The sequence below is a fragment of the Arthrobacter sp. MMS24-S77 genome (assembly GCF_054888235.1).
Genome location: NZ_JBTZRN010000001.1, coordinates 2,010,277 through 2,030,126 on the forward strand (window position 1 = coordinate 2,010,277; position 19,850 = coordinate 2,030,126).

The following is a 19,850-nucleotide window of genomic DNA, read 5'->3' on the forward strand; positions in this document are numbered from 1 at the left end:
TTGGCCGAAAGAACAATTAATGAAAGATCAACAAGAGGACAACCCTCATCCTGACAGCGAACATGAGCAGGCGAGTGATCATCCGCTGCTGATCTGGACAAGCCTCTCGCCCGGCGACGTCGTGTCTTTTCGAGGGCCGGACGGCAAAAAATGGGGCGGAACAGTCGAGTCCCGGACAAGCGACGGGCTCATCATTTGGATGAGGGATGATCTCAACGATAGGAGAGCCTTCGATTTTCGCGAATGCCAGTCCGTACGCGTGACCCGGCAGTCTCATGATTGGATAACTGGCCCGATGGCACCTGCTGCGCTGTTGCGATGACTACCATCGAGACCCATGGGGCACAGCGGTAGGCGACCTGCGGCTCAGAGGCATCGACCGCCAGCAGGGTCACTTTCAGAAGTTGAGTGCGCAACCTTCGCCGGCCCTGCAGGAAGGGAACCTGTGTTGTCGGGCGCACATCCAGATTCGGTACCGGTTCCCGGACCCCGGCGCCCAGCTGCGCGCCGAACTCGATGCCCAGCTGATTCATGGTCTTGACGTTTGAGTAGCGACCGCACATGCAGATCCAGCAAACCTTGTCTCGTTGACGGTGAATCACTGTCTTTGGGCTGCCGGGTGCCGTGCTCATGTAAGCGAGGAGCGGATCAGAGCCGTGGCCCCGATGGCGATATATGCGACCGGGGCGAGTCTTGCAGGTATTCGCCGCGCTGTCCCCGGACCCGGAGCAGCACGGGTGAGGACGCAGGCGGCTGTGCACCACAGGAGAGTCATTGCCAGGAAGCAGCCCGCTGTCACGCCTCCCTCTGCTTGATTGATGCCGTGGAACAGGGGATGTACAGGGCCATGTTGTCTCCTCCGTTGGCGACCGTGATCCCAACGACTGCGAGTGTGGTCCCGGCCTTTGTTGTCGGGCGCTCCCCGCGGGGCTGTCTGTTCCGGCGCCGGAGTGACTTGAGCCCGATGAAGATCGGGATCAGGGACAAGTACCGGATCCAGGATGTCGGCACGTTGTTCAGGGCGTTGGCCGCGAGGAAGGCTGCGGCAGTGAGCAGTCCGATGCCGATGAACTGGCCCGCCCAGATCCGCGCCGTGTTCCTGGCGCCCGTTGCCCGGTCCAGTGCGAAGAGCGCTGTCAGTACCACGAAGTCGTCGAGATTGGTTGCGGCGTAGGTTCCTGCGGCGGTGAAGACGATACTGGCGTCCATAGCCGCCTCTCAGCGCGGGGCGAAGACTGCGCTGGCGCTGCTTGAAGGGCATCCAGCACCAGCCGGTCCGTTGGGAAAGCCCGGGTCCGGGCAGAGGCCATGACCTCGACGACCTGGTCCTCGGGCGTGGTTCTTGTGGCTCGCTGGCCGCGGCCGCGCGGCACGGTCGGTTTGCAGCCGGGAACCTTCAGGGCGGTGCCCCCGGGCCGGTGGCCGCGCCCGGGTCTCAACATGTTCAGCGGCCATTGATTAAACGGGCGGGTGCCCGACCGCTCGATGCCTGTGCGGGTCCGGGGCTGTGTTCTGCGAGGCGAGCAGGCATTGCCGGCTCGTCTGAGCGTACGATCTGCAGGTCCATGAGCATGGGGGGCTCGGCGCCGGCCCGGGAGACCGTGACGGCGGCTGCCTGAGCCGCCAGGGTCCCCGCGGCCGCCAGTTCGGAAATGTTGAAGGGCGGTCGTCCCAGGCTGAGGAGTGCCGTGAGGAGGGCAGACATATAACTGTCCCCAGCGCCGACCGTGTCCTGAACTGTTGTTGAGACTGGCTCGATCCCGATGATGTCGCCGCCGGATACGAGGAAGGAACCTCCGGCTCCTGCCGTCACGGCGACGACAGGACCGTTGCCGGCTATTGTTCTGGCCGCCTCTTGCGAGGTGAGGCTCGGATAGAGGTAGGCGGCATCCTCGTCGCTGAGCTTGACGATATCGGACAGGGCCACGAGGCGTTCGAAGCGGGCCAATGCGCTGGCCGGATCTCCGTTGAGGGCCGGACGAATATTGGGGTCGAAGCTGACAGTTGTGTGCTGCCCGAGCTCGCGGACGATCTCCTCTACCCGGTCTGCGCCTGGGGCGAGGAAGGCCGCCACCGAGCCGACGTGAACGTGGTCAACTTCTGGGAGTAGAGCTTCGACCGGCAGACGCCAGTCCAAATCGAACGTGTAGCGGGCAGAACCATCGCTCTGGATGTCCGCCAGTGCCGTGGACGTCACCGGGAGGGACCAAGACTCGGGCAGGATTTCGACGTCGGAGGCGCGAAGGCGGGCCGCGATCGCCTCGCCGCGTGCGTCTCGGCCCAGAGCGGTGAGGAACGATGTTGCGACGCCAAGCCGTGCGAGTCCGAGGGCCACGTTCGACGGGGAGCCTCCAGGGTGCTCGCTGATCCCTTCGGCGGTGTTGATGATGTCTGTGAGCGCCTCGCCCACAACCAACACATGCTTTCCTGGCCAAGCCCCGGACGTCATCTTTTGACGGTTCCCGGGGCTGGTTTCGGTAACTTCCAGGCTCCCGCTATCGGGCGTCCGCTGATCAGCTACGGTCGGGTTTTGCATCTGAACTCCTTATGTTGAATCTGGTTCGAAAGTTGCCGCGGGCTCATGACGCCGTGAAGGGGTCTGGCGCCGGTTTCCTGCCATGTGGCGCCCACCAGAGAAGACGCCGGGGCAGGGTCTCGTCGCGTGATCTCCTATCACACGAGACGCTGGCTCTCTCTGCACCTACTTGGGAACAGGAAGTGGCCACTGGCAGCGGTCCCGGTCCGGTTCCGGCAGAGAGCCGATCCGGCTGAGGTACCGGAGCTCGGAGGACGATGTTGCCGCGCTGCTCAGAGTCAAGTCGGAGTCGCCCGCTTTTCCGCGAGAACGACGGGCAGGTCTTCCCCAGAGGCGGTGCGTCCTCAGGTCGCGTTCCACGATTGTTCTGTATGGAGCCTCTTCGCTCAGCTCTACCGTCAGCGTCTGACGGTCCTGGCGTGAAACAAGGATTCCCAGGCCAGGATGCCCGCTGCTGCATCGATTGCCGCGTCAATGGCCTGGTCAAGTTTCACCTCAAGGTCCCTCCGCTGTGCCAAATAAATGGAAACCGAATAGATTGCACCATTTCCTTGGCCTGCCATTGCACTCTTGCATCCATGTGCCCCGCGTTAGGGCGTATTGCTCTTGTATGGCGTCTACGGGGCGCTGCTTTTCGGCATTGGGGAAGGGCGTGCGAGCTGTCAGATCGCTGGCCGGTCCCACGCCCACGGTGACTTGTTGGACATGACTTCCTTGGCACGACCCTCATGGGTCGTCCTCCGGTCCCCGCACCCGGCCGGCCCAACGGCGGCGGGAACGTTCCATTCAATAGCGGCAGCCGCCGGAGTCTAGCCTTTGACCGCGCCGACGGTCATTCCGGCAATGACCTGTTTCTGGAAGAGCGCATAGATGACGAGCTGGGGCAACAGCACGAGAGTTGCGGCCGCCATCATGCCCCCGTAATCGACCGTGTACTGTCCTTGGAATCGCGATACCGCCAGCGAAACAGTCACCATATCCGGGTTGTTGATCAGGATGGACGCGAAAGGGAATTCATTGAAGACATAGACCACATTGAAGATGAGGATCGTCGCGATTACCGGTCGCATCAGCGGCAGCACGACGGTCCAGCAGAGCCTTCCGAGTCCTGCACCATCGATGATTGCCGCTTCCTCGAGTTCGGACGGAAACTCCCTCAGGAAACCGGTCAGCAGCAGCGTATTGAACGGAATGGACACCGCAATGTAGGGCAGGATCAGCGCAGCGTACGTTCCGAATACCCCGAACGCCAGGTCGAGGCGGTAGACCGGGAAAAGCAGGATGTAAACAGGCACCGCAAGGCCGGCGAGGATGTAGAAACGCAGGCTCGACTGGACTTTCCTGTGCCGGAATATCATCCGCGTCAATGCAAACGCGGCCGTGAATGAGATCGCCGTTCCGACGGACACAGCGACCACCGCGATCAGGATGGTATTCCCGTACATTTTCAGCAGCGGCAGCGATCCGATGACCGTCAGGTAATTGTCAAGAGTCAGATTAGTGAGTGAGAACGGGTTTCCGAGGATGTTTCCGCTTGGCTGGAATGAGAGCAGGACGATCCAGAGGAGCGGGAGGACGACGAGGAACGTGATCAAGTAGGCGACGGCGCCCGAGGCGATCGCCGCGGCCCTCCGCCGGGTCCGTTTCGGCTTCTGATGGTCCGGGGTTGTCCCGGCCAAATCGGTGCTCATGGATTCATCGATGATGTCGGTCGGGGTGGTTCTCATGCTGTCTTCCGCTCGCGCGAGAGGGCCAGGTATGCAACGGAAACGACTGCGCCCAGCACCGTGATGATGACGGCCAGGGCCATGCCCAGGCCATATTTCTGGTTGGTGAAGGTGGTGAAGTACATGTAGCTGACGAGGGTTTCGGACCGGTGGACAGGACCGCCGCCGGTGAGCATGTAGACGAGTTCGAAGATTTTGAAGACGCTTGTGATCATCAGGATTGTGACGATCGCAAATGTCTCGCGCATCATCGGAATGGTTACGTAGCGCAGCTGCTGAAACCCGGTGGCGCCGTCGAGTTCGCTGGCTTCCATGACATCCTCGGGTAGCACCTGCCGGCCCGCGTAGAAGATGGTCATGGCGAAGCCGATGCTGCCCCAGATGAAGACCAGCGCAACCGCGTACGGTGTCAGGGTGTCCCCGCCGATCCATTGGACCGGGGCCACCCCCATGAAACCCAGCAGCCGATTGAGAAGGCCGATCTTCGGGTCGAGGATGAAGACCCAGATCAGCCCGACGAGGATCGGAGCGATGATGGCCGGACCGAAGACGAGGGCGCGCAGAGCCCCGCCACCGGGGACCTTGCGGCGGAGGAGAAGCGCGAGAGCGAAGGATCCGGGGACCAGCAAGACGATACTGACGATGAGAATGATGACGGTGTTCTGCAGCGCCCGCCAGAAGAAGGGGTCCTGCCCCAGCGAAATGTAATTCTGGAGGCCGATGAACTCAGGGTTTCCGAATCCTTGGAACTTCGTGAAGCTGAAGCCAAGGGAGTAGATGACGGGGTAGACGAGGAACAGGGTGAAGAGGATCAGCGCTGGTGCGATCATCACGAGGATCTTCCAGCGGGAACTTATCCATGTCACGGGTTGAGACTTTCTGCTGGTGAAGGACTGCCGGTGGCTCTGGAGTCGAGAGCCAGAGCCACCGATCAGCTACTTGGACTGGATCGCGGCCTGGACCAGGTCGACGGCCTGCTGAGGTGTGAGTTGGTTCTGAATCACGCCGTAGATGCTGTCATACATTGCGTTGGCGACAGGGGTCGATACCAGAAGGTCCGGCTGGGACTCCGGGCTCGAAACGCCGGGGGCGTTGGCCGCGTCTAGGGCGGCCTTCAACGCACTCTGAGACGACGGGTCCACCTTCGGCTTGTAGGTCGTGACCGGGGGCTGTCCGTTGTCAACAAGCATCTGCTGGGCTTCGTCGCCGTAGTAGAAGGCGATGAACTTCTTGACGGCGGCGAGCTTGGCGTTGTCCTTTGAGACCTTCGCACTGACAACAAGGGGCGCGGACGCGACGTTCATGATGATGTTCTGGTTGCCGACGCCGTCTTTGAACTGGGGACCGGCCCAGAAACCCACGTTCCCGGCAACGGAAGACTTCTGAATGGCGCTCGAGCCCCAAACGCCCGCGTCGAGCAGGGCCGCCTTGCCGCTGGTGAACTGGTCCACTGCCTGCTGGTAGGTCTGGGTCGAGACGTTGGATGCGAATGCTCCTGCGTCCCGTAGCTCGGCAACGTGCTGGTAGAGGCGAAGGAAGTCCGGATTGTTGAAGCTTCCAGTGCCATTAAGGATGCTGTCGATCTTGTCGGCGTAGCCGAAGCGGTCGAGATCCGTGAGGAAGCTCCACACGCTGAAGGCAGACTGATTGGCACCGTTGGAGATGGTGGTGATCCCTTTCTCCTTCAGCTTCTTGGCAACAGCCAAGAGATCGTCGAACGTGACGGGAACTTGGAGCCCGTTGTCCTGAAGGATCTTCTTGTTGTACCAGAGACCGGTGAGGAGTCCCTGGTAAGGGACCCCGTACATCGCGTCGCCGGACGTGAAGTTGGACACCGTGCTCTTGGGGAACTTGTCGCCCAGGCCAAGCTCGCCAAGCACCGGGGAGAGATTCATCAGCTTCCCGCCCTTGAGCATGTCTTCGGCGTTGGACTTGTACACCCAGAAAACATCAGGGAGGGTATCGCTCTGCGCGGCAATGGAGAGCTTCTGCAGATGCTCGGCAACCGCCTCGCCTGTGACCTCCACCTTGATGTTGGGATTTGATTTCTCAAAGGCCTGGACAATCGCCCAGGTGGCAGGGTCGGCCGTTTTGACATCGGGGTTCTGCATCGACAGCGAGATCGTCGTCGGGCCGTCCGACGACGACGAGCTCGACGAACAGCCCACAAGGCTGCCCAAAGCGGCTGCAGTCACAAGGGCTGCTGCCGCAAGGCGTTGGGCCCGTCCGGCCGTGGTGAATGAGAAGGACACTTCATCTCCTTTGACGAACGAGAAGGCCGCTGGTGCCCTCTCGGAATCGAGTGCCTGGTACCCGCCGAAGGGGAAGCGGGCGAGTCATCCAGGTCTTTTAGCGAAACGTTTGCGCGAAACGTTTGTCTGACGTTAGAACGCGATGATTCGATTGTCAAGCATCCGGCTAGTCGCCGGCCGATTGCCGGCGATAGTCTTCAGTGGACTCGCGCCATTCGATGCGCTGCTGCAGCCTGACGGTGCGCGGGCTCGCCTCGGGCGAACGAAGCCGCTCAACCAGCAAATGCACTGCCGCTGCCCCCATATCGAAGGCGGGCTGCCTGACCGTGGTGACTCGCGGCTGGAACAGATCCGAATTGTCAAAGCCATCGAAGGTTGCGAAAGCGACGTCGCGGGGAGTGGATATTCCCACACGGGCCAAGGTCCGCAGGCTAAGGGCGGCCAGGGGTGTACTGCAGGCTATGACCGCGGTGATTTGGCCGGTGCGGAGTGAATTTTCGAGCTCCTCCGCCAGCGCTTCCCGGTCCATGCCGGTGATGATGGCCTGTTCCTGATGGATGAGCCGCCCCTCAAGCGAGGCGTCCGTAAAGCCGCCCATGCGCTCCTGGAGCGTGGGCACGCGGACGTCCCCGGCCACGAGGGCGAAGCGTCTATGGCCTGATTCGATCATGTGCGTCACCAGCTGGCGCATGGTTTCCCTATTGTCAGCGCCGACCTGGTCGAAGGGTAGTTGGGAGAAGATGCGGTCCAAAAGGATCGTCGGAGGCTTCTCCTGTTCCAGGGCCTGAAGCAGGGCAGGATCCGACTCTGCTGCCCTGGCAAGAATCAGCCCGTCCACGCGTCGGTTCAAGAGGGTCTGGACGGCTTTCTTTTCCCGGTCGGCGTTCTCGGCGGAATTGGCCAGAACCAGGGTGAGGCCGTTCTCGACGGCGGCATGCTCCACGCCGTGGACCATTTCGGCGAAGGCCGGTTCGCCGGCGTCCGAGACCACAAGGCCGATGCTATCGGTCTGGGAACGCCGGAGTGCTCTTGCCAGTGCATCCTGCCGATAGCCGGTCGACGCAATCGCCGCGAGGACGCGTTTTCGCGTCTCCGGCTCCACATTGCGGGTCCCATTCAGCACGTGCGAGACCGTCGATGTGGACACCTTGGCCTTGCGTGCAACTTCAACGATAGTCGCCATTGCTCACCTCATCATGTAGCAGCGCATCGTTTGCGCAAGTTTGGAACTACCTTACTTCAGCTCTGGAACCTCCATCTCGTCGGGGAAACGGTGGCCCAGTTGCGCTTGTTGCTGGAATGAGCCTATCATCCAGTCACGCAAACGTTTCGATGCTTCCGACCCTTTGCAGCAGGCAGAGACAGACCCGGGAGCACAAGGAAGGACAACGGTGACCGAAAACCACACGCCAGCGGGCATCCTCGGGGACTTGACCCGGGCCCATCGCGCACGAACAGCACGGGCGTCAAGCTTTGACCAGACTGGCCGGAACCGGGATAACTGGATCGTGATGCCCGGTGAGGAAAGGACGCTGGCTGATATTGAAGGCCCGGGGTACATCACCCACATCTGGATGACCCAGTCATGCCGGAACCAGCCGGGGCCCGGACAGATCGATCCGAACGTCGTCGGGGTACCAATGCTGGAGATCCATAACGCCCTGGGCGTGAGCTGGGAAGTCGTTGACCCTGACTACTACCGGAAGATTGTTCTGAAGATGTACTGGGACGACCAGGAAACGCCGAGTGTGGTCGCGCCGCTTGGTGATTTCTTCGGCCTGATGAACTCCCTTTCCGGCTCGTACGACTCACTGCCGCTTTCCGTCTCCGCCAAGGAACCGGAGCTCCACACCTTCGGCGGCTCCGCAGCCTTCAACAGCTACTTCCGGATGCCCTTCGGGAAGCGCGCGAGGATCGTCGTCGAGAACCAGAACGACATCCCGTATCTTCAGTATTTCTACATCGACTACGAGCTCGTCAAGGAGCCGCTTCCCGAGGACACTCTCTACTTCCATGCACACTGGCGCCGCGCCCTACCCAGCGGCTGGGCACCTGACCTGCAGGCCAACAGCATCGAAACCACGGTGGCGAATCTCGACGGGAAGGACAACTACGTCGCGCTAGAGACTGAAGGCCGCGGGCACTACGTCGGGTGCACACTGGCTGTCCGCCACTTCCAGGGCTCCTGGTGGGGCGAGGGAGACGACATGATCTTCATCGACGACGACACCTGGCCCCCGAGCCTCCACGGAACGGGCATGGAGGACTACTTCGGGCACGCCTGGGGCATGCAGCACAACGCCTACCAATTCAACGGAACCATTGTCCACGAGGAAAACGTTCCCGGATTCCACCACAGCTACCGCTTCCACATGGTCGACCCCATCCGGTTCGAAAAGCGGATCAAGGTCACTTTCGAGCATGGTCACGGCAACCATCTCTCGGACGACTGGTCGTCAACCGCGTATTGGTATCAGACCCTTCCCTCGCCGATCCTCGGCATTCCCGGGGTGGAGGAGCGGCTGCCTCTGCGCCCGATCGACCGAGTGATCCAAGCGCCTCTTCCAGAACTAAATGAGGAACAACGGCTGGCCCGTGCCGCCGCCGCGAAGCGAATGGACGATTTCACGGCCAAGCGCGATGCCCTTCGTGAAGAGCGCAGGCTGCAGATCGATGAATGGGAGCAGGGAAACGTTGAGATCGCCCGCGCCATCCGGGCCCGTTTCGATGGGCAGGAAGGCTGATGCGGCCGGCGTTCCACTTCGTCGCCGATAGCGGCTGGATCAATGACCCGCACGGCATCACCGTCAAAGACGGCGAATACCATCTCTTCTACCAGTACGTTCCCGACAGCACCATTTGGGCCCCTAACTGCCACTGGGGGCACGCCCGGGGAGCGGACCTGTTCTCGCTTGAACAGCTGGCGGTCGCGATTGAACCAGGCGACGGTGACGAGGGTATCTGGACGGGCTCTCTCGTCACCGACGACAACGGAGACACCCGCATCTTCTACACCTCGACGGCACAACCGAACATCGGCATTGGCCGCATTCGAGTCGCTTCCCCCATGGACAAGTCTTGGATCGAATGGCAGAAGGGAGACTTTGTCGCCGATGCGCCCTCTGGGCTCGATATCATCGCGTATCGAGACCCCTTCCTCGTCAAAGAGGCAACAGGCTGGCGCATGTTCGTTGGAGCGGGGTCATCTGATGGCACCGCCATGGCGCTCAGCTACCGCTCGGCCGACCTTGATACCTGGGAATACGAGGGCGTTGCCCTGCAACGTTCGACCGATGATCGAGAGCCGGTATGGCTGGGGGCACTGTGGGAATGCCCGCAGATCTTCGACATCGACGGCCGCCATCTGATGGTCTCATCGGTCTGGGATGATGACGTACTGCATTACGCAGGCTATGCAGTGGGCAGTTACGCCGACGGGCGCTTCGAGGCGAGCTCCTGGGGGCGCCTTACCTACGGCCCCAGCTACTACGCGCCGTCATTCTTCCGTGATGCACAAGGCCAGCCGTGTCTGACGTTCTGGATGCGTGGCATCGCCGATCTGGATTCGGGATGGGCAAGTGCCCATAGCGTCCCTCATGTTCTCACCCTCGAGGAGAACCGGCTGGTCGCGACTCCGCATCCGGACCTCGAGAAGTACAGAACCTCAGCCGTCGTTGGTGGCGATCTTCCCGGACTTTCCGGGGACATCGTATGGTCTCCCTCGACCGGGGAATCGCTGCGAGTTACTTCAGCCGGGAAAACCGTCTTCGTTCTCGACGCCAATTCCCGGACTCTCGTCGCCAAGACCGAAGCGGAAACCTTCGAAGTCCCCTACCTTGGCGGTGCTGTCCGGATCATCCTCGACGCCCAAGCAATCGAGATCTCGTCGACGTCGGGAATTCTCGCGTTCGCAGCTGCGCCAGAGGGCCTAACGTACAACGTGGACGCGCTCCACGCGACCATCTACCCTCTAGACCGTCGGGGATGAGCGACGGCCACGGCAGGTCGTCATCATTGTCTGGAGCACCCCCGGCGTCCGACGACAGGCACGGACCAGCCGACAAGAGGGCGCCTTCTCCTGGCCAGATAGTCCGCAAAAGCCGCCGGTAGCACAGGCCCGAAGAGAGGACACACGACTGACCCACGGGATGGGTGGGTTGTGATGGTCGTTGCAACACCCAGAATTTTTGGGTCTTGCAACGACCATGGCTCGTTAAAGGTTTCGGAAGGGGGATGCCCCGATCTCCCGCTCACGGTTTCATTCCATTAGACAACGCCACAGGGACTAATGTCGGGGCGCCTGTCGGAGGATCCTATATCCAAGGTTGTCTCGGGTCCGGCGGTTCCGGCACGGAACCGACCTCGTTTGTAGGTGGGTCAACGTGGTTCTCCTTTGAATTGGGCAGCCGGCTAAGCGGCCGGTTGATGAGCGGTCTGGCCCAGCCAGGTTAGGGCATGGTTTCAGCCCATGCCCGGCGAAGCTTGCTTAGCCGGGGCGCCAGTTGACATGGTCCAGTGAAGGAAGCCGTCCCACTTCATCTCATACACCGAGCCGCCGGACAGCGCATTCTCGTGCGGGATCGACTCCACGGCCTTCGCCAAGGCGAGAGCCACAGGAGGACGCAGCGCAGCCGGCACACCCTCAAACATTGTGGGCACAGCGTAGTCCCAGCACGGCAGCCGCCGGCAGCGGCGTTCCGCCGCAGGAAAAGCATGGCCGTGGACGACGTGAATCGAAGGACAACGGGGTGGGGGCAAAACGTCACCGAAGGCGCGTACCGGCATTTACCGAAAGCTCTATTCCGAGGACCAGGCATGTTGCGGCTATTCGCCGGGTGTTACTTTCAGAAGCTGACTGCGCAAACCGGCCCGTGGTTTCAGGGGTAGTGCAGATGATTTGTGAACACTGACCGGTCGGTACTCCTCTGCACTAAGGTCGCTTCTGTTCGGTACTCCTGTTCCCAAAGGAGGCAGGCATGGACGCCGACCCGGTTCGCATTGTTGCGCGGGGAGAGCTGACGATGTCGGATGCCGCATGGGAACACGCCCGAAGCCGGGCTTCTGTGATCGGGGCGTTGGCGTCGCGGGGCTCAAGCCTGTTGAGGAGATCATTCGGGACTTGATCCGCAAGCGGTTCCTCACACGCCAGAGGTGGAGCGTGGCGGCGCTCCACCGCGAGATCGCCCGTGCTTGTGCGGCGCGGGGATTGAAGGCCCGACCAGGAACACGGTGTCCCGGCGCATCGCGATGGTGAACCCGGTTGAGGTCGGCCGGCGCAGGGAGGGCGCGGACGCTGTGAGGCCGCTGCAGTCCGCCGGAGGTGAGGTGCCGGTGATCGGTTCGATCCTGGACCAAGTGCAGATCGATCACACGGTCATTGACGTGGTCATCGTGGATGAGCGCGAGCGTCGATCGATTGGCCGCCCGTATTTGACCGTTGCGATCGATGTTTACAGCCGGACGCTGGTAGGGATGGTCGTCACGTTGGAACCACCGTCGGCGGTGTCCGTGGGGTTGTGGCTTGCCCACGCCGCTGGTGACAAACGGCCCTGGCTCGAACGGCTGGGCGTGGAGGCGGCCTGGCCCATGAGCGGCAAGCCGAAATCGCTGTTCCTTGATAACGCGGCAGAGTTCAAGAGCGAGGCGTTGCGGCGCGGCTGCGAGCGGCACGACATTCGTCTGGCCTACCGACCGCAGGGACGCCCGCACTATGGCGGCATTGTTGAACGCGTGATCGGCACAACGATGCGCAAGATCCATGAACTGCCCGGAACCACTTTCGCCAATCCGGCAGAGCGTGGCCGGTATGACTCGGAGAAGATGGCCGCGCTGACCTTGGCTGAGCTGGAAAGATGGCTAGTCCTAGCGGTCGCCGGCTACCACGGCAGCGTGCACACCACATTAGGGCAGACACCCGCAGGGCAGTGGGCTGCCGGTGTTGCCGCCAGTGGCGCCCCTTCCGTCACAGCGAACCAGACGTCGTTTCTGGTCGACTTTCTTCCGATCATCCGCCGCACGCTGACCCGCACCGGTTTCGTCATCGACCACGTCCATCACTTCGCAAACGCGTTGAAGCCCTGGATCGATGAGGCGGCGTTGTTCCGGATGATCGAGCAAATGCGCCAAGTTGCCGAGAGTGCCGCCAAAACGACCAAACGCGTCCGGAGGGAAACGGAACGCCGCAAAGTAAACTCGGCTGGATCGAGATAGGCTACACGCCGAGCCGCGACTTCGGAACGTGGATCAATCAGGTCACCGGACTCAGCGACGATCAGGTGAAAGCGCGAACCAGCTACTACTGAACGTCATCAAGTCGAGGGTGGTACACCGACACGCTGGCCTTGCAGGGTCAGGCAGCCATTCATCGGCATGCTGCGTGACTTCCCCTTAACAACTGCTGAGGCGGGGTGCTATGGCCAAAGGCCAGTGGTTGTCTCGTCGACCGCAAACGTAACGAGTGGCTGCCGTCCAGATCGAGTTTGCCGGCCGCGTCAGCGGGGTATGAGCAGGCTGATTTGTGTCCTGATGTCCTGCTCCAGTGCTTCAGTTTCCAATCCAGCGTTTACGCTAGCGGCCATGCTGACAAACATGATCGCGGAGACAATGCGCGCCGCCGTCGCCGCGTCGCCCGCACCGGCCAGTTTGTCCCTGTCGAGTATGGCGGCAATGGCCTCCTCGGTTTGCGCAACGATGGATAGAGCAGCGCTGTGCTGTGGCTCCGTGGGGTCGCCGAAGACCATTTCCCGCAGGTAGAAGCGTCCGTTGTCGATCTGGGTTCGGTTGCACTCCACGATCGGCCGCACGACGGCCATCACCGCACCCAGGGCATCCTGGATGGTTTCAGCATCCGCCCGGCCCCGCTCGAGCGCTTCGGCGTAGTGGGCGTTCTGAACGAGGAGGAGGAGTTCTCCCTTGGTTTTGGCGTAGAGGAAAAGGGTTCCGGTGCCGATGTCGGCTTTGTCGGCGATCTGCTGGGTGGTGACGTCCTCGACCCCGTATTCGGCGAACAACTCACTGGCTGCAGCGGTAATGCGGTCCAGCTTCTCCTGCTTGTTCCGCTCGCGCCGTCCGAGCGGCTGGGACGTGACAGGCATGGGTTCCTCCGGAAATAAACTGACTCGACTCAATAATGAGTATATCGACGCTGCGGAAACCGGCCCTCCGGTCGGCGCCCCTACTGTTCGTGGTGGGGGAGGATCCGGCCACGCTTGACATACGTCCGTGCTGCTTCGACGTCATAGGCATGGATGGCCGAGGCCACTGGCTTCAGCTGATCGGAGAGGTTGTGGACAGCAGTGCTGCTGAAGTAGGCGGCGCGGGCTGCCGGGTCGGCGAATCCCAGGATGATTGAGGCGTGGAAGCGTTGATCCGCCGGGTTGTCGTGGGCGACGTCGGGGGTGTCCCACATCTTCTGAATCCATGGCATGAATGACTGAGTGCGCAATTCCTTCAGCATCCCGGTGTCAGCCAGGGCAGGAATGAGCCCCTTCTTCACGAGCCGCCTGAATTCGCCCGGATGGACGCCGGGGCGGCGGCGGAGGTAAATGATCGCGCGAGCACCGACAGTCTCTGCCGGGGAGGCGACGTCATACCAGTGTGAAGTGTTCGGCGGGCCGGCGTAGAGAAGGGTGCGGCGGAATACGTTGACCTCGTCCTTGTGGGCCAAGGCGGTTTGCTTGCGCCCCTTGAGTGTCGAAAGCGCGGATTGGAAGGTGACTTCCGCTATGCCGTCGATCTTCCGGTCCGCGGGGATGGCGGTCTCCACCCCTGTGGTTGCGGGCCATAGGCCGGGGTTGTGTTCGGCGAGGTGGATTTGCCGGTACTCCTCCAGCCCTGGTGTGGCGGCGATGATGCCCGAGTGCGGGCCTTTCCAGTAGTCCATACCCGTTTGGCGGGACTGGCCGTTGCGTACCCATAGCAGGACCGAGGAAGTGAAGTGCTTTTCCAGGTGCGGTCCGGTGGTTGGTGGTGAGGTGCCCATTGATGCCTTCTTGTCGCGAGCGTGGTGGTCAGGGGGCGAGGAATTCGACGACGGCGGGTGCGAACCGGGTGTGGTGCTGGAAGATGCCGCCGTGGCCGGAGTCGGGGTAGATGATCAGTTCGGATCCCTTGATGCGCCGGTGCAGGTCTTCGGAGAGTACGGAGGGCACCATGCGGTCGTTGTCGCCATTGGCGATAAGAGTGGGGTGCGTGAGCGTGGACAGGTCCGACGGGGCGGAGCGGCCGAACGCCTGGATTGCCTTCAGCTGCGTCTGGAATGCACGGGTGCTGATTGGTTTGTCGCGGTCGATGGTTCGCTCCTGCAGGCGTTTGATGAACGCTTTCGCAGCGGGTTTGCCGGTGGCGTTGCGGTTGAAGAACAGGAATTCCTTGGGGTCGGACCGGGTCAAGATTGCCCGGAGGATGTCCCGATAGGTGGTGCCGACGACCTTGTCGATGTCTTTGCCGCCGCGCGGACCGGTTCCGGTCAGGACGAGTTTGCGGACACGGTCGGGATGTTTAAGGGCAAGGTCCTGGGCGATCATGCCGCCCAGTGAGAAGGAGAACACATCGATCTTGTCGAATCCGAGGGCCTTGATGAAGGTGTAGGCGTCGTCGGCCATTGCCTCGATGTTGTCCGGAACCCGTCCGGTGGAGGCGCCGACGCCGGGCTGGTCGAAGGTAATGACGTGGCGGTTCTTAGCAATGGGGTCGATGATACGGGGGTCCCAGTTATCAAGGGTGGCTGCCAGGTGCACGAAGAACACGACGGGGATGCCGCCCTTGGGCCCCAGCTCGCGGTAGGCGTAGCTGACGCCTCCGGCGGTGACAGTGCGGGCAGGTGCCTTCGCGTACGAGGTGATGACTGGTTCGTTCGGGGCGTCGGTGTTGTCCATGACGGGTGTTCTCCTGGATTCTTTGCGTGAAGAGTCGCTGGCGGCGGGTCAGTTGGTGAGGGTGAGCACTGCTTTGCCCCGGAAGCCCCCTGCGGCCAGGGATTGCAGTGCCTCCGGAGCCTGGCCGAAGGTGAAGACCTTCCCTACGATGGGGCGCAGCACGCCGGCGTCAACGAGGGCGCTGATCTGGCGTAGTTGGTCGCCGCTGGCTCGCATGAAGAGGAACTCATAGCTGACGCCGAGCTTCCTGGCTTGCCTCCGGATCTTGCTGCTGAGCCCGGTGATCGCCAGGCGCAGTATGGGGTTCAGGCCTGCTTTGCGGGCGAATGCCGGATCGGGCGGGCCGGCGATCCCTATCGCCTTCCCGCCGGGCTTGAGGATGCGCAGTGATTTCTGCAGGTTCTCGCCTCCGAGGCTGTCCAGCACCAGGTCGTATCCGCTCAGGAGCTGCTCGAAGTCCTGGGTGCGGTAGTCGATGACGATGTCAGCGCCGAGGTCCCGCAGGAACCCGGCGTTGGAGCTGCTGGCTGTGGTTGCGACGGTCGCGCCGAGATGCTTGGCCAGCTGGATGGCGATGGAACCGACTCCGCCGGCGCCGGCATGAATGAGTACTTTCTGACCTGGCTGCACCTGGCCCTGCTCGACGAGGGCCTGCCACGCGGTAAGAGCCACAAGAGGCAGCGAACCGGCCTCCTCCATGGTGGCCGAGACGGGCTTGAGTGCAAGGTCTTCCTCCGCGACGGCAATACGTTCGGCAAATGTGCCGATGCGGTCCTGGTTGGGGCGGGCGTAGACCTCATCGCCGGGCTTGAACCCCGTCACTCTTTCCCCGACGCGCAGCACGGTGCCGGCGAGGTCGTTGCCGAGGATCAGCTGGAGCTTGTAGGGAAGGATCTGTTTGAACTCACCCAGGCGGATCTTCTCGTCCAGCTGGTTCAGGCCGGCAGCCTGCACCTGCACGAGCACGTCCCGTTCGCCGACGGCGGGTTCAGCAACCTCGGCTTCGCGCAGCGGTTCCTTGTACTTGTTGATCACGAATGCCCGCATGCCGCGATGCTCCTTCTGGGTGGATGTTCTTGTAGTCGGCGCCGGTGGCGACAGTACCTTCGTCGTGGGGCGACGTCCGGTTAAAGTGACTACAATCAATTATGACTGCACTCAGTTAATTGTCAAGCGGTAATGGAAAGCGCCGTGGCGACGTGTTGGATTCATCACCACGGCGCTGCTGCTGTTTCTAGGACTTGCTGCGCGCAAGTTGGGGGTAGAGCGCCTCGATGGGGGCGCTGAGTCCGGCCTTGAGCTGGATGGATGTCTCGTCGGCGAGGACCTCGTACTCGCCGGCTTCGAGGGCATCCAATACCGTGGTGACCAGATCGGCCGGGTCCATTTTCGGGTCGGTGGCATGCGCAGCCATTGCCGTGTCGACGTAGCCGACGTGGACGCCCACCACGTGTACCCCTTCGGGGGCGAGCTCCAGGCGCAGTGAGTTGGTGGCCGACCAGAGGGCGGCCTTGGTGGCACTGTAGATGCCGCCGACGGCGTACCAGCTCATGGCGGAGTGGATGTCGATGATTGCGGATTCGGCCTTCGCTGACAGGATCGGTGCGAAGGCGCGGGCGAGGAATAGCGGGCCAAGGAAGTTCGTCTCCACGTTGGTCCGGATTTCCGCGTCGGCGTGGGTAAGGATGCCCGGGGTTGCAACGCCGGCCCCGGCGTTGTTGATCAGCACTGTGACATCGCCCGCAGCCTCGACTGCGGCCCGTATTGATTCCGGGTCTGTGACGTCGAGGGTAAGGGGGACGATGCGCTCGTCCTCCCAGGTGCGCGGGGTGCGGGCGGTGGCGTAAACCTTGCTGGCGCCGCGTGCGAGGGCGCCGTGGACGAAGTGGGTTCCAATGCCGCCGTTTGCGCCGGTGACGAGGACGACTGCTCCATTGAGTGAGTGCATTTCACGAACTTTCTTGTGTTGATTTTCCGTCCGCGCCGGGCGGCGTGGATGGTGCGGGATTAGGCGTGGGCAAGGGCCGGGTAGTCGGTGTATCCGGCTGCCCCGCCGCCGTAGAGAGTGCTGGGATCCATCTCGTTCAGGGGGGCGTTTGAGCGCAGACGCTCAACGATGTCGGGATTGGCCAGTGCGAAACGGCCCAGTGGGGCAACGTCCGCAAGGCCGGCCGCGACGTCGTCGGCTATCTGCTCACGGTTGCGTCCGTAGCGGACCACGAGCACCGCCGTCGGCCATACATCCCTGAGGGAGCGGAGCAGTTCGTCGTCGCCTGCATGGTGAAGGTGCAGGTACGCCAGGTTCAGGGTCGCGAGCTCGCCGACCAGGTGCCGGTACTGGGCGCGCACGCTCCCGGTGTCGCCCTCGTTGATTCCACCCAACGGCATGGCCGGGGAGAGGCGGATACCAACCCTGTCCGCCCCGATTTCATCGGCGACGGCCTGGGCGATCTCGATCACGAACCGCGACCGGTTTTCTACTGACCCGCCGTATGCGTCGGTGCGGTGGTTGGCATTGGGGGAGAGGAACTGGTGCAGCAGATACCCGTTCGCGCCGTGGATTTCAACTCCGTCGGCGCCGGCGGCGATGGCCGAAGCTGCCGCGAGGCGGAAGTCAGCCACGGTGGCCTGGATATCCTCCGCGCTCAGCTCTCGCGGTGACGGCGTCTTCTGGGGTCCGGTCGGCGTGATTATTTCCTGGTCGGCGGAGATCGCCGACGGTGCCACCGGCAGCCGGCCGTGCTGGGTATTGTCCGGGTGGGACATGCGGCCCGCATGCATCAACTGGATGAACACCGCCCCGCCCCGGGCGTGAACTGCTTCGGTGACGCTTCGCCAACCCTCGACATGCTCGGCGGTGTAGATCCCCGGCGTGTTCATGTAACCCTGACCGTCCTCAGACGGCTGCGTGCCCTCGGTAATGATCAATCCCAATGAGGAGCGCTGCCCGTAATATTCGGCGGCCAGGTCGCCCGGCGTACCATCCGGGTTGGAGCGGCTTCGGGTCATGGGTGCCAGCGCCAGCCGATGGGATAGCTCAAGGCGGCCAAGAGTCAGTGGTTGCCACAGTGAAGAAAGGGTCATGGGTTAGTCCTTTTGCGTTCGATGTTTCAGAGCATCACCGCTGTCCAGCCGATGTTCGGCCGCCGTGGACGCTGAGACCTGCTGCTGCGACCGCGGGTAGTGATTGCACTCATAATTGAGTATGCTCAGAGAATATTCCCATGAGAATCAGGAGGACAAGAAACGAACGGTCAGAAGGCTCTGCTCTGTCCGCCTTGAATGCCGAGGGTCCAAAGCCGCTTAGGCCCCAAGTGGGCACCGCCTACCGCGGGCGGAGTCCGTCATAGCCGGCCCACGGAGGCGGACCTGGCTTCGGGCTGGGGCTCTAAGGGGGCGCGAAGTAACTGCGGGCAAGCTACCTGGACTCCAAGGTCGGCAGTCGCAAGACTTGCGAACTATGATTTCGGCGGTGAGGAGCTCGATCCCGCCGCCCGGCTCTTCCGGTGACAGGGTTGGCGCAAGAAACCCTCTCTGCGGAAAGGTACAACCGGGACAAGCCTTGTACTGCCTCACAGCGTGCTCGGGAGGCCACCTTGTGTCGTTCGGGGAGGCGGACCGATTGAACTCCCCGGAGGCAACTTGCTGGGCGATATCCGGCGGCAGGACCGTACAAGATGAAATCGCTCTCGCTGTCGCCTTGAATCGATGGCGAGGACGTGCTGTTCCCCTTCATACACCGGCTTAGTAGGTCCGGGCACGGTAAACAGGAAGGACGGGTTTCAGATGCGCGAGGTCGGCCTGCTCGCCTCGGCCTTGGCGCGTCCCGCGACGGCGGTCATGGGCACCGAAGCCTATCCCCAGCTGGCCATGAAGGCGGCGGCGCTGCTCAAGTCCCTGGCTAGGTTTCATCCGCTCATCGACGGCAATAGGCCAACCGCCTGGACGCTGATGGTCCTGCTGCTCTGGATCAACGGTTACCGCCACGACTTCTACACTGAAGAGGGCTCCGACCTGGTTGTCGGAGTGGCCGCCGGCCACATCGATTTGCAGCGCAGCGCCGTCCTGATCGAGAAACACCTGATTCGACGGGAGGCCCGTTGAGACGTATCCCAAGCTGAAGGCCATGACTCTTGATCTGAGATCGGCGGGGTGTTCGAAGGCCCAAAAGAACGTGTGCACAATGTGCACACTCTTGCCGTCGGACTGAGCCGTACCGGGGCCGGATTGGGCCGTACTCAGCATGTTTTCGGGAGTTCCCTGTCTTTTCAAGGCCCGGAATGCGGTTCGAGTCCCACCTTGGGCACAGCGTAGTCGCGGTCAGGGCCTATTTGGCCCCTGACTGTGCACAAATCAGCTTTTTATTGGCGGCCCCTTCGGGGGCGTTTTGTTGTCCTCTGCCTCATTCTCCTTGTTTGGGGGAGTGGTCTGTGGTCTTGCTTCCTCATGGGCGGGGGCA

Annotated in this window: 18 protein-coding genes; 5 read left to right on the plus strand and 13 right to left on the minus strand. The window is 62.2% G+C overall.

Annotated features, from left to right (window positions below; translation table 11 throughout):
- Positions 1-19 precede the first annotated feature (19 nt).
- Positions 20-322, plus strand: coding sequence for a hypothetical protein (locus ACX5I4_RS09180; RefSeq protein WP_461836393.1), 303 nt, complete (start codon positions 20-22; stop codon positions 320-322).
- Between the two features lie 473 nt (positions 323-795).
- Here the strand turns inward: ACX5I4_RS09180 and ACX5I4_RS09185 are convergent, their stop codons facing one another.
- The 6 genes from ACX5I4_RS09185 to ACX5I4_RS09210 all read right to left on the minus strand — a co-directional run bounded on the left by ACX5I4_RS09185 (position 796) and on the right by ACX5I4_RS09210 (position 7,698).
- Positions 796-1,209, minus strand: coding sequence for a cadmium resistance transporter (locus tag ACX5I4_RS09185; RefSeq protein WP_461836394.1), 414 nt, complete (start codon positions 1,207-1,209; stop codon positions 796-798).
- 235 nt (positions 1,210-1,444) lie between these two features.
- Positions 1,445-2,536: a PfkB family carbohydrate kinase gene (locus tag ACX5I4_RS09190; RefSeq protein WP_461836395.1), complete on the minus strand. Its 1,092-nt coding sequence runs from the start codon at positions 2,534-2,536 to the stop codon at positions 1,445-1,447.
- A gap of 809 nt (positions 2,537-3,345) precedes the next feature.
- Complete coding sequence (locus ACX5I4_RS09195) at positions 3,346-4,263, minus strand: carbohydrate ABC transporter permease (protein ID WP_461836396.1); 918 nt, start codon at positions 4,261-4,263, stop codon at positions 3,346-3,348.
- Positions 4,260-5,129, minus strand: a complete 870-nt coding sequence (locus ACX5I4_RS09200) for a carbohydrate ABC transporter permease (protein ID WP_461836397.1) — start codon at positions 5,127-5,129, stop codon at positions 4,260-4,262. Before ACX5I4_RS09200 ends, ACX5I4_RS09195 begins: the two co-directional genes overlap by 4 nt.
- A gap of 69 nt (positions 5,130-5,198) precedes the next feature.
- Positions 5,199-6,515 (minus strand): ABC transporter substrate-binding protein, encoded by a 1,317-nt coding sequence (locus tag ACX5I4_RS09205; protein ID WP_461836398.1) that lies wholly within the window; start codon positions 6,513-6,515, stop codon positions 5,199-5,201.
- Between the two features lie 166 nt (positions 6,516-6,681).
- Entirely contained in the window at positions 6,682-7,698 is a 1,017-nt protein-coding gene (locus ACX5I4_RS09210) for a LacI family DNA-binding transcriptional regulator (protein WP_461836399.1), read from the minus strand.
- A gap of 208 nt (positions 7,699-7,906) precedes the next feature.
- On the opposite strand from ACX5I4_RS09210, the gene ACX5I4_RS09215 reads away from it, so the two are divergent.
- Together ACX5I4_RS09215 and ACX5I4_RS09220 are read left to right on the plus strand one after the other, a co-directional pair.
- Positions 7,907-9,259, plus strand: a complete 1,353-nt coding sequence (locus tag ACX5I4_RS09215; RefSeq protein ID WP_461836400.1) for a glycoside hydrolase family 172 protein — start codon at positions 7,907-7,909, stop codon at positions 9,257-9,259.
- Positions 9,259-10,503 carry a glycoside hydrolase family 32 protein gene (locus tag ACX5I4_RS09220; protein ID WP_461836401.1) on the plus strand — a complete coding sequence of 415 codons (1,245 nt, stop codon included), beginning with the start codon at positions 9,259-9,261 and terminating at the stop codon, positions 10,501-10,503. The genes ACX5I4_RS09215 and ACX5I4_RS09220 overlap by 1 nt, the downstream gene beginning before the upstream one ends.
- A gap of 473 nt (positions 10,504-10,976) precedes the next feature.
- Here the strand turns inward: ACX5I4_RS09220 and ACX5I4_RS09225 are convergent, their stop codons facing one another.
- Positions 10,977-11,174 carry a hypothetical protein gene (locus ACX5I4_RS09225; protein ID WP_461836402.1) on the minus strand — a complete coding sequence of 66 codons (198 nt, stop codon included), beginning with the start codon at positions 11,172-11,174 and terminating at the stop codon, positions 10,977-10,979.
- 570 nt (positions 11,175-11,744) lie between these two features.
- Here ACX5I4_RS09225 and ACX5I4_RS09230 point away from each other — a divergent pair.
- A complete protein-coding gene (locus tag ACX5I4_RS09230; protein WP_461836403.1) occupies positions 11,745-12,725 on the plus strand; it encodes an integrase catalytic domain-containing protein in 981 nt (326 codons plus the stop codon).
- A 281-nt stretch (positions 12,726-13,006) separates the two neighbouring features.
- On the opposite strand, the gene ACX5I4_RS09235 is transcribed toward ACX5I4_RS09230, so the two are convergent.
- The 6 genes from ACX5I4_RS09235 to ACX5I4_RS09260 form a co-directional block, all read right to left on the minus strand.
- Positions 13,007-13,609, minus strand: a complete 603-nt coding sequence (locus ACX5I4_RS09235) for a TetR/AcrR family transcriptional regulator (protein ID WP_461836404.1) — start codon at positions 13,607-13,609, stop codon at positions 13,007-13,009.
- 80 nt (positions 13,610-13,689) lie between these two features.
- Entirely contained in the window at positions 13,690-14,496 is an 807-nt protein-coding gene (locus ACX5I4_RS09240; RefSeq protein WP_461836405.1) for a strictosidine synthase, read from the minus strand.
- 28 nt (positions 14,497-14,524) lie between these two features.
- Positions 14,525-15,391 carry an alpha/beta fold hydrolase gene (locus tag ACX5I4_RS09245; protein WP_461836406.1) on the minus strand — a complete coding sequence of 289 codons (867 nt, stop codon included), beginning with the start codon at positions 15,389-15,391 and terminating at the stop codon, positions 14,525-14,527.
- Between the two features lie 48 nt (positions 15,392-15,439).
- Positions 15,440-16,438: an NADP-dependent oxidoreductase gene (locus tag ACX5I4_RS09250; RefSeq protein ID WP_441438046.1), complete on the minus strand. Its 999-nt coding sequence runs from the start codon at positions 16,436-16,438 to the stop codon at positions 15,440-15,442.
- 187 nt (positions 16,439-16,625) lie between these two features.
- On the minus strand, positions 16,626-17,339 hold the full coding sequence (locus ACX5I4_RS09255) for an SDR family oxidoreductase (protein WP_461836407.1): 714 nt from the start codon (positions 17,337-17,339) through the stop codon (positions 16,626-16,628).
- 59 nt (positions 17,340-17,398) lie between these two features.
- A complete protein-coding gene (locus ACX5I4_RS09260) occupies positions 17,399-18,475 on the minus strand; it encodes an alkene reductase (RefSeq protein WP_461836408.1) in 1,077 nt (358 codons plus the stop codon).
- Positions 18,476-19,177: 702 nt separating this feature from the next.
- Here ACX5I4_RS09260 and ACX5I4_RS09265 point away from each other — a divergent pair.
- Entirely contained in the window at positions 19,178-19,495 is a 318-nt protein-coding gene (locus tag ACX5I4_RS09265; RefSeq protein WP_461836409.1) for a type II toxin-antitoxin system death-on-curing family toxin, read from the plus strand.
- The last annotated feature ends 355 nt before the right edge of the window (positions 19,496-19,850 follow it).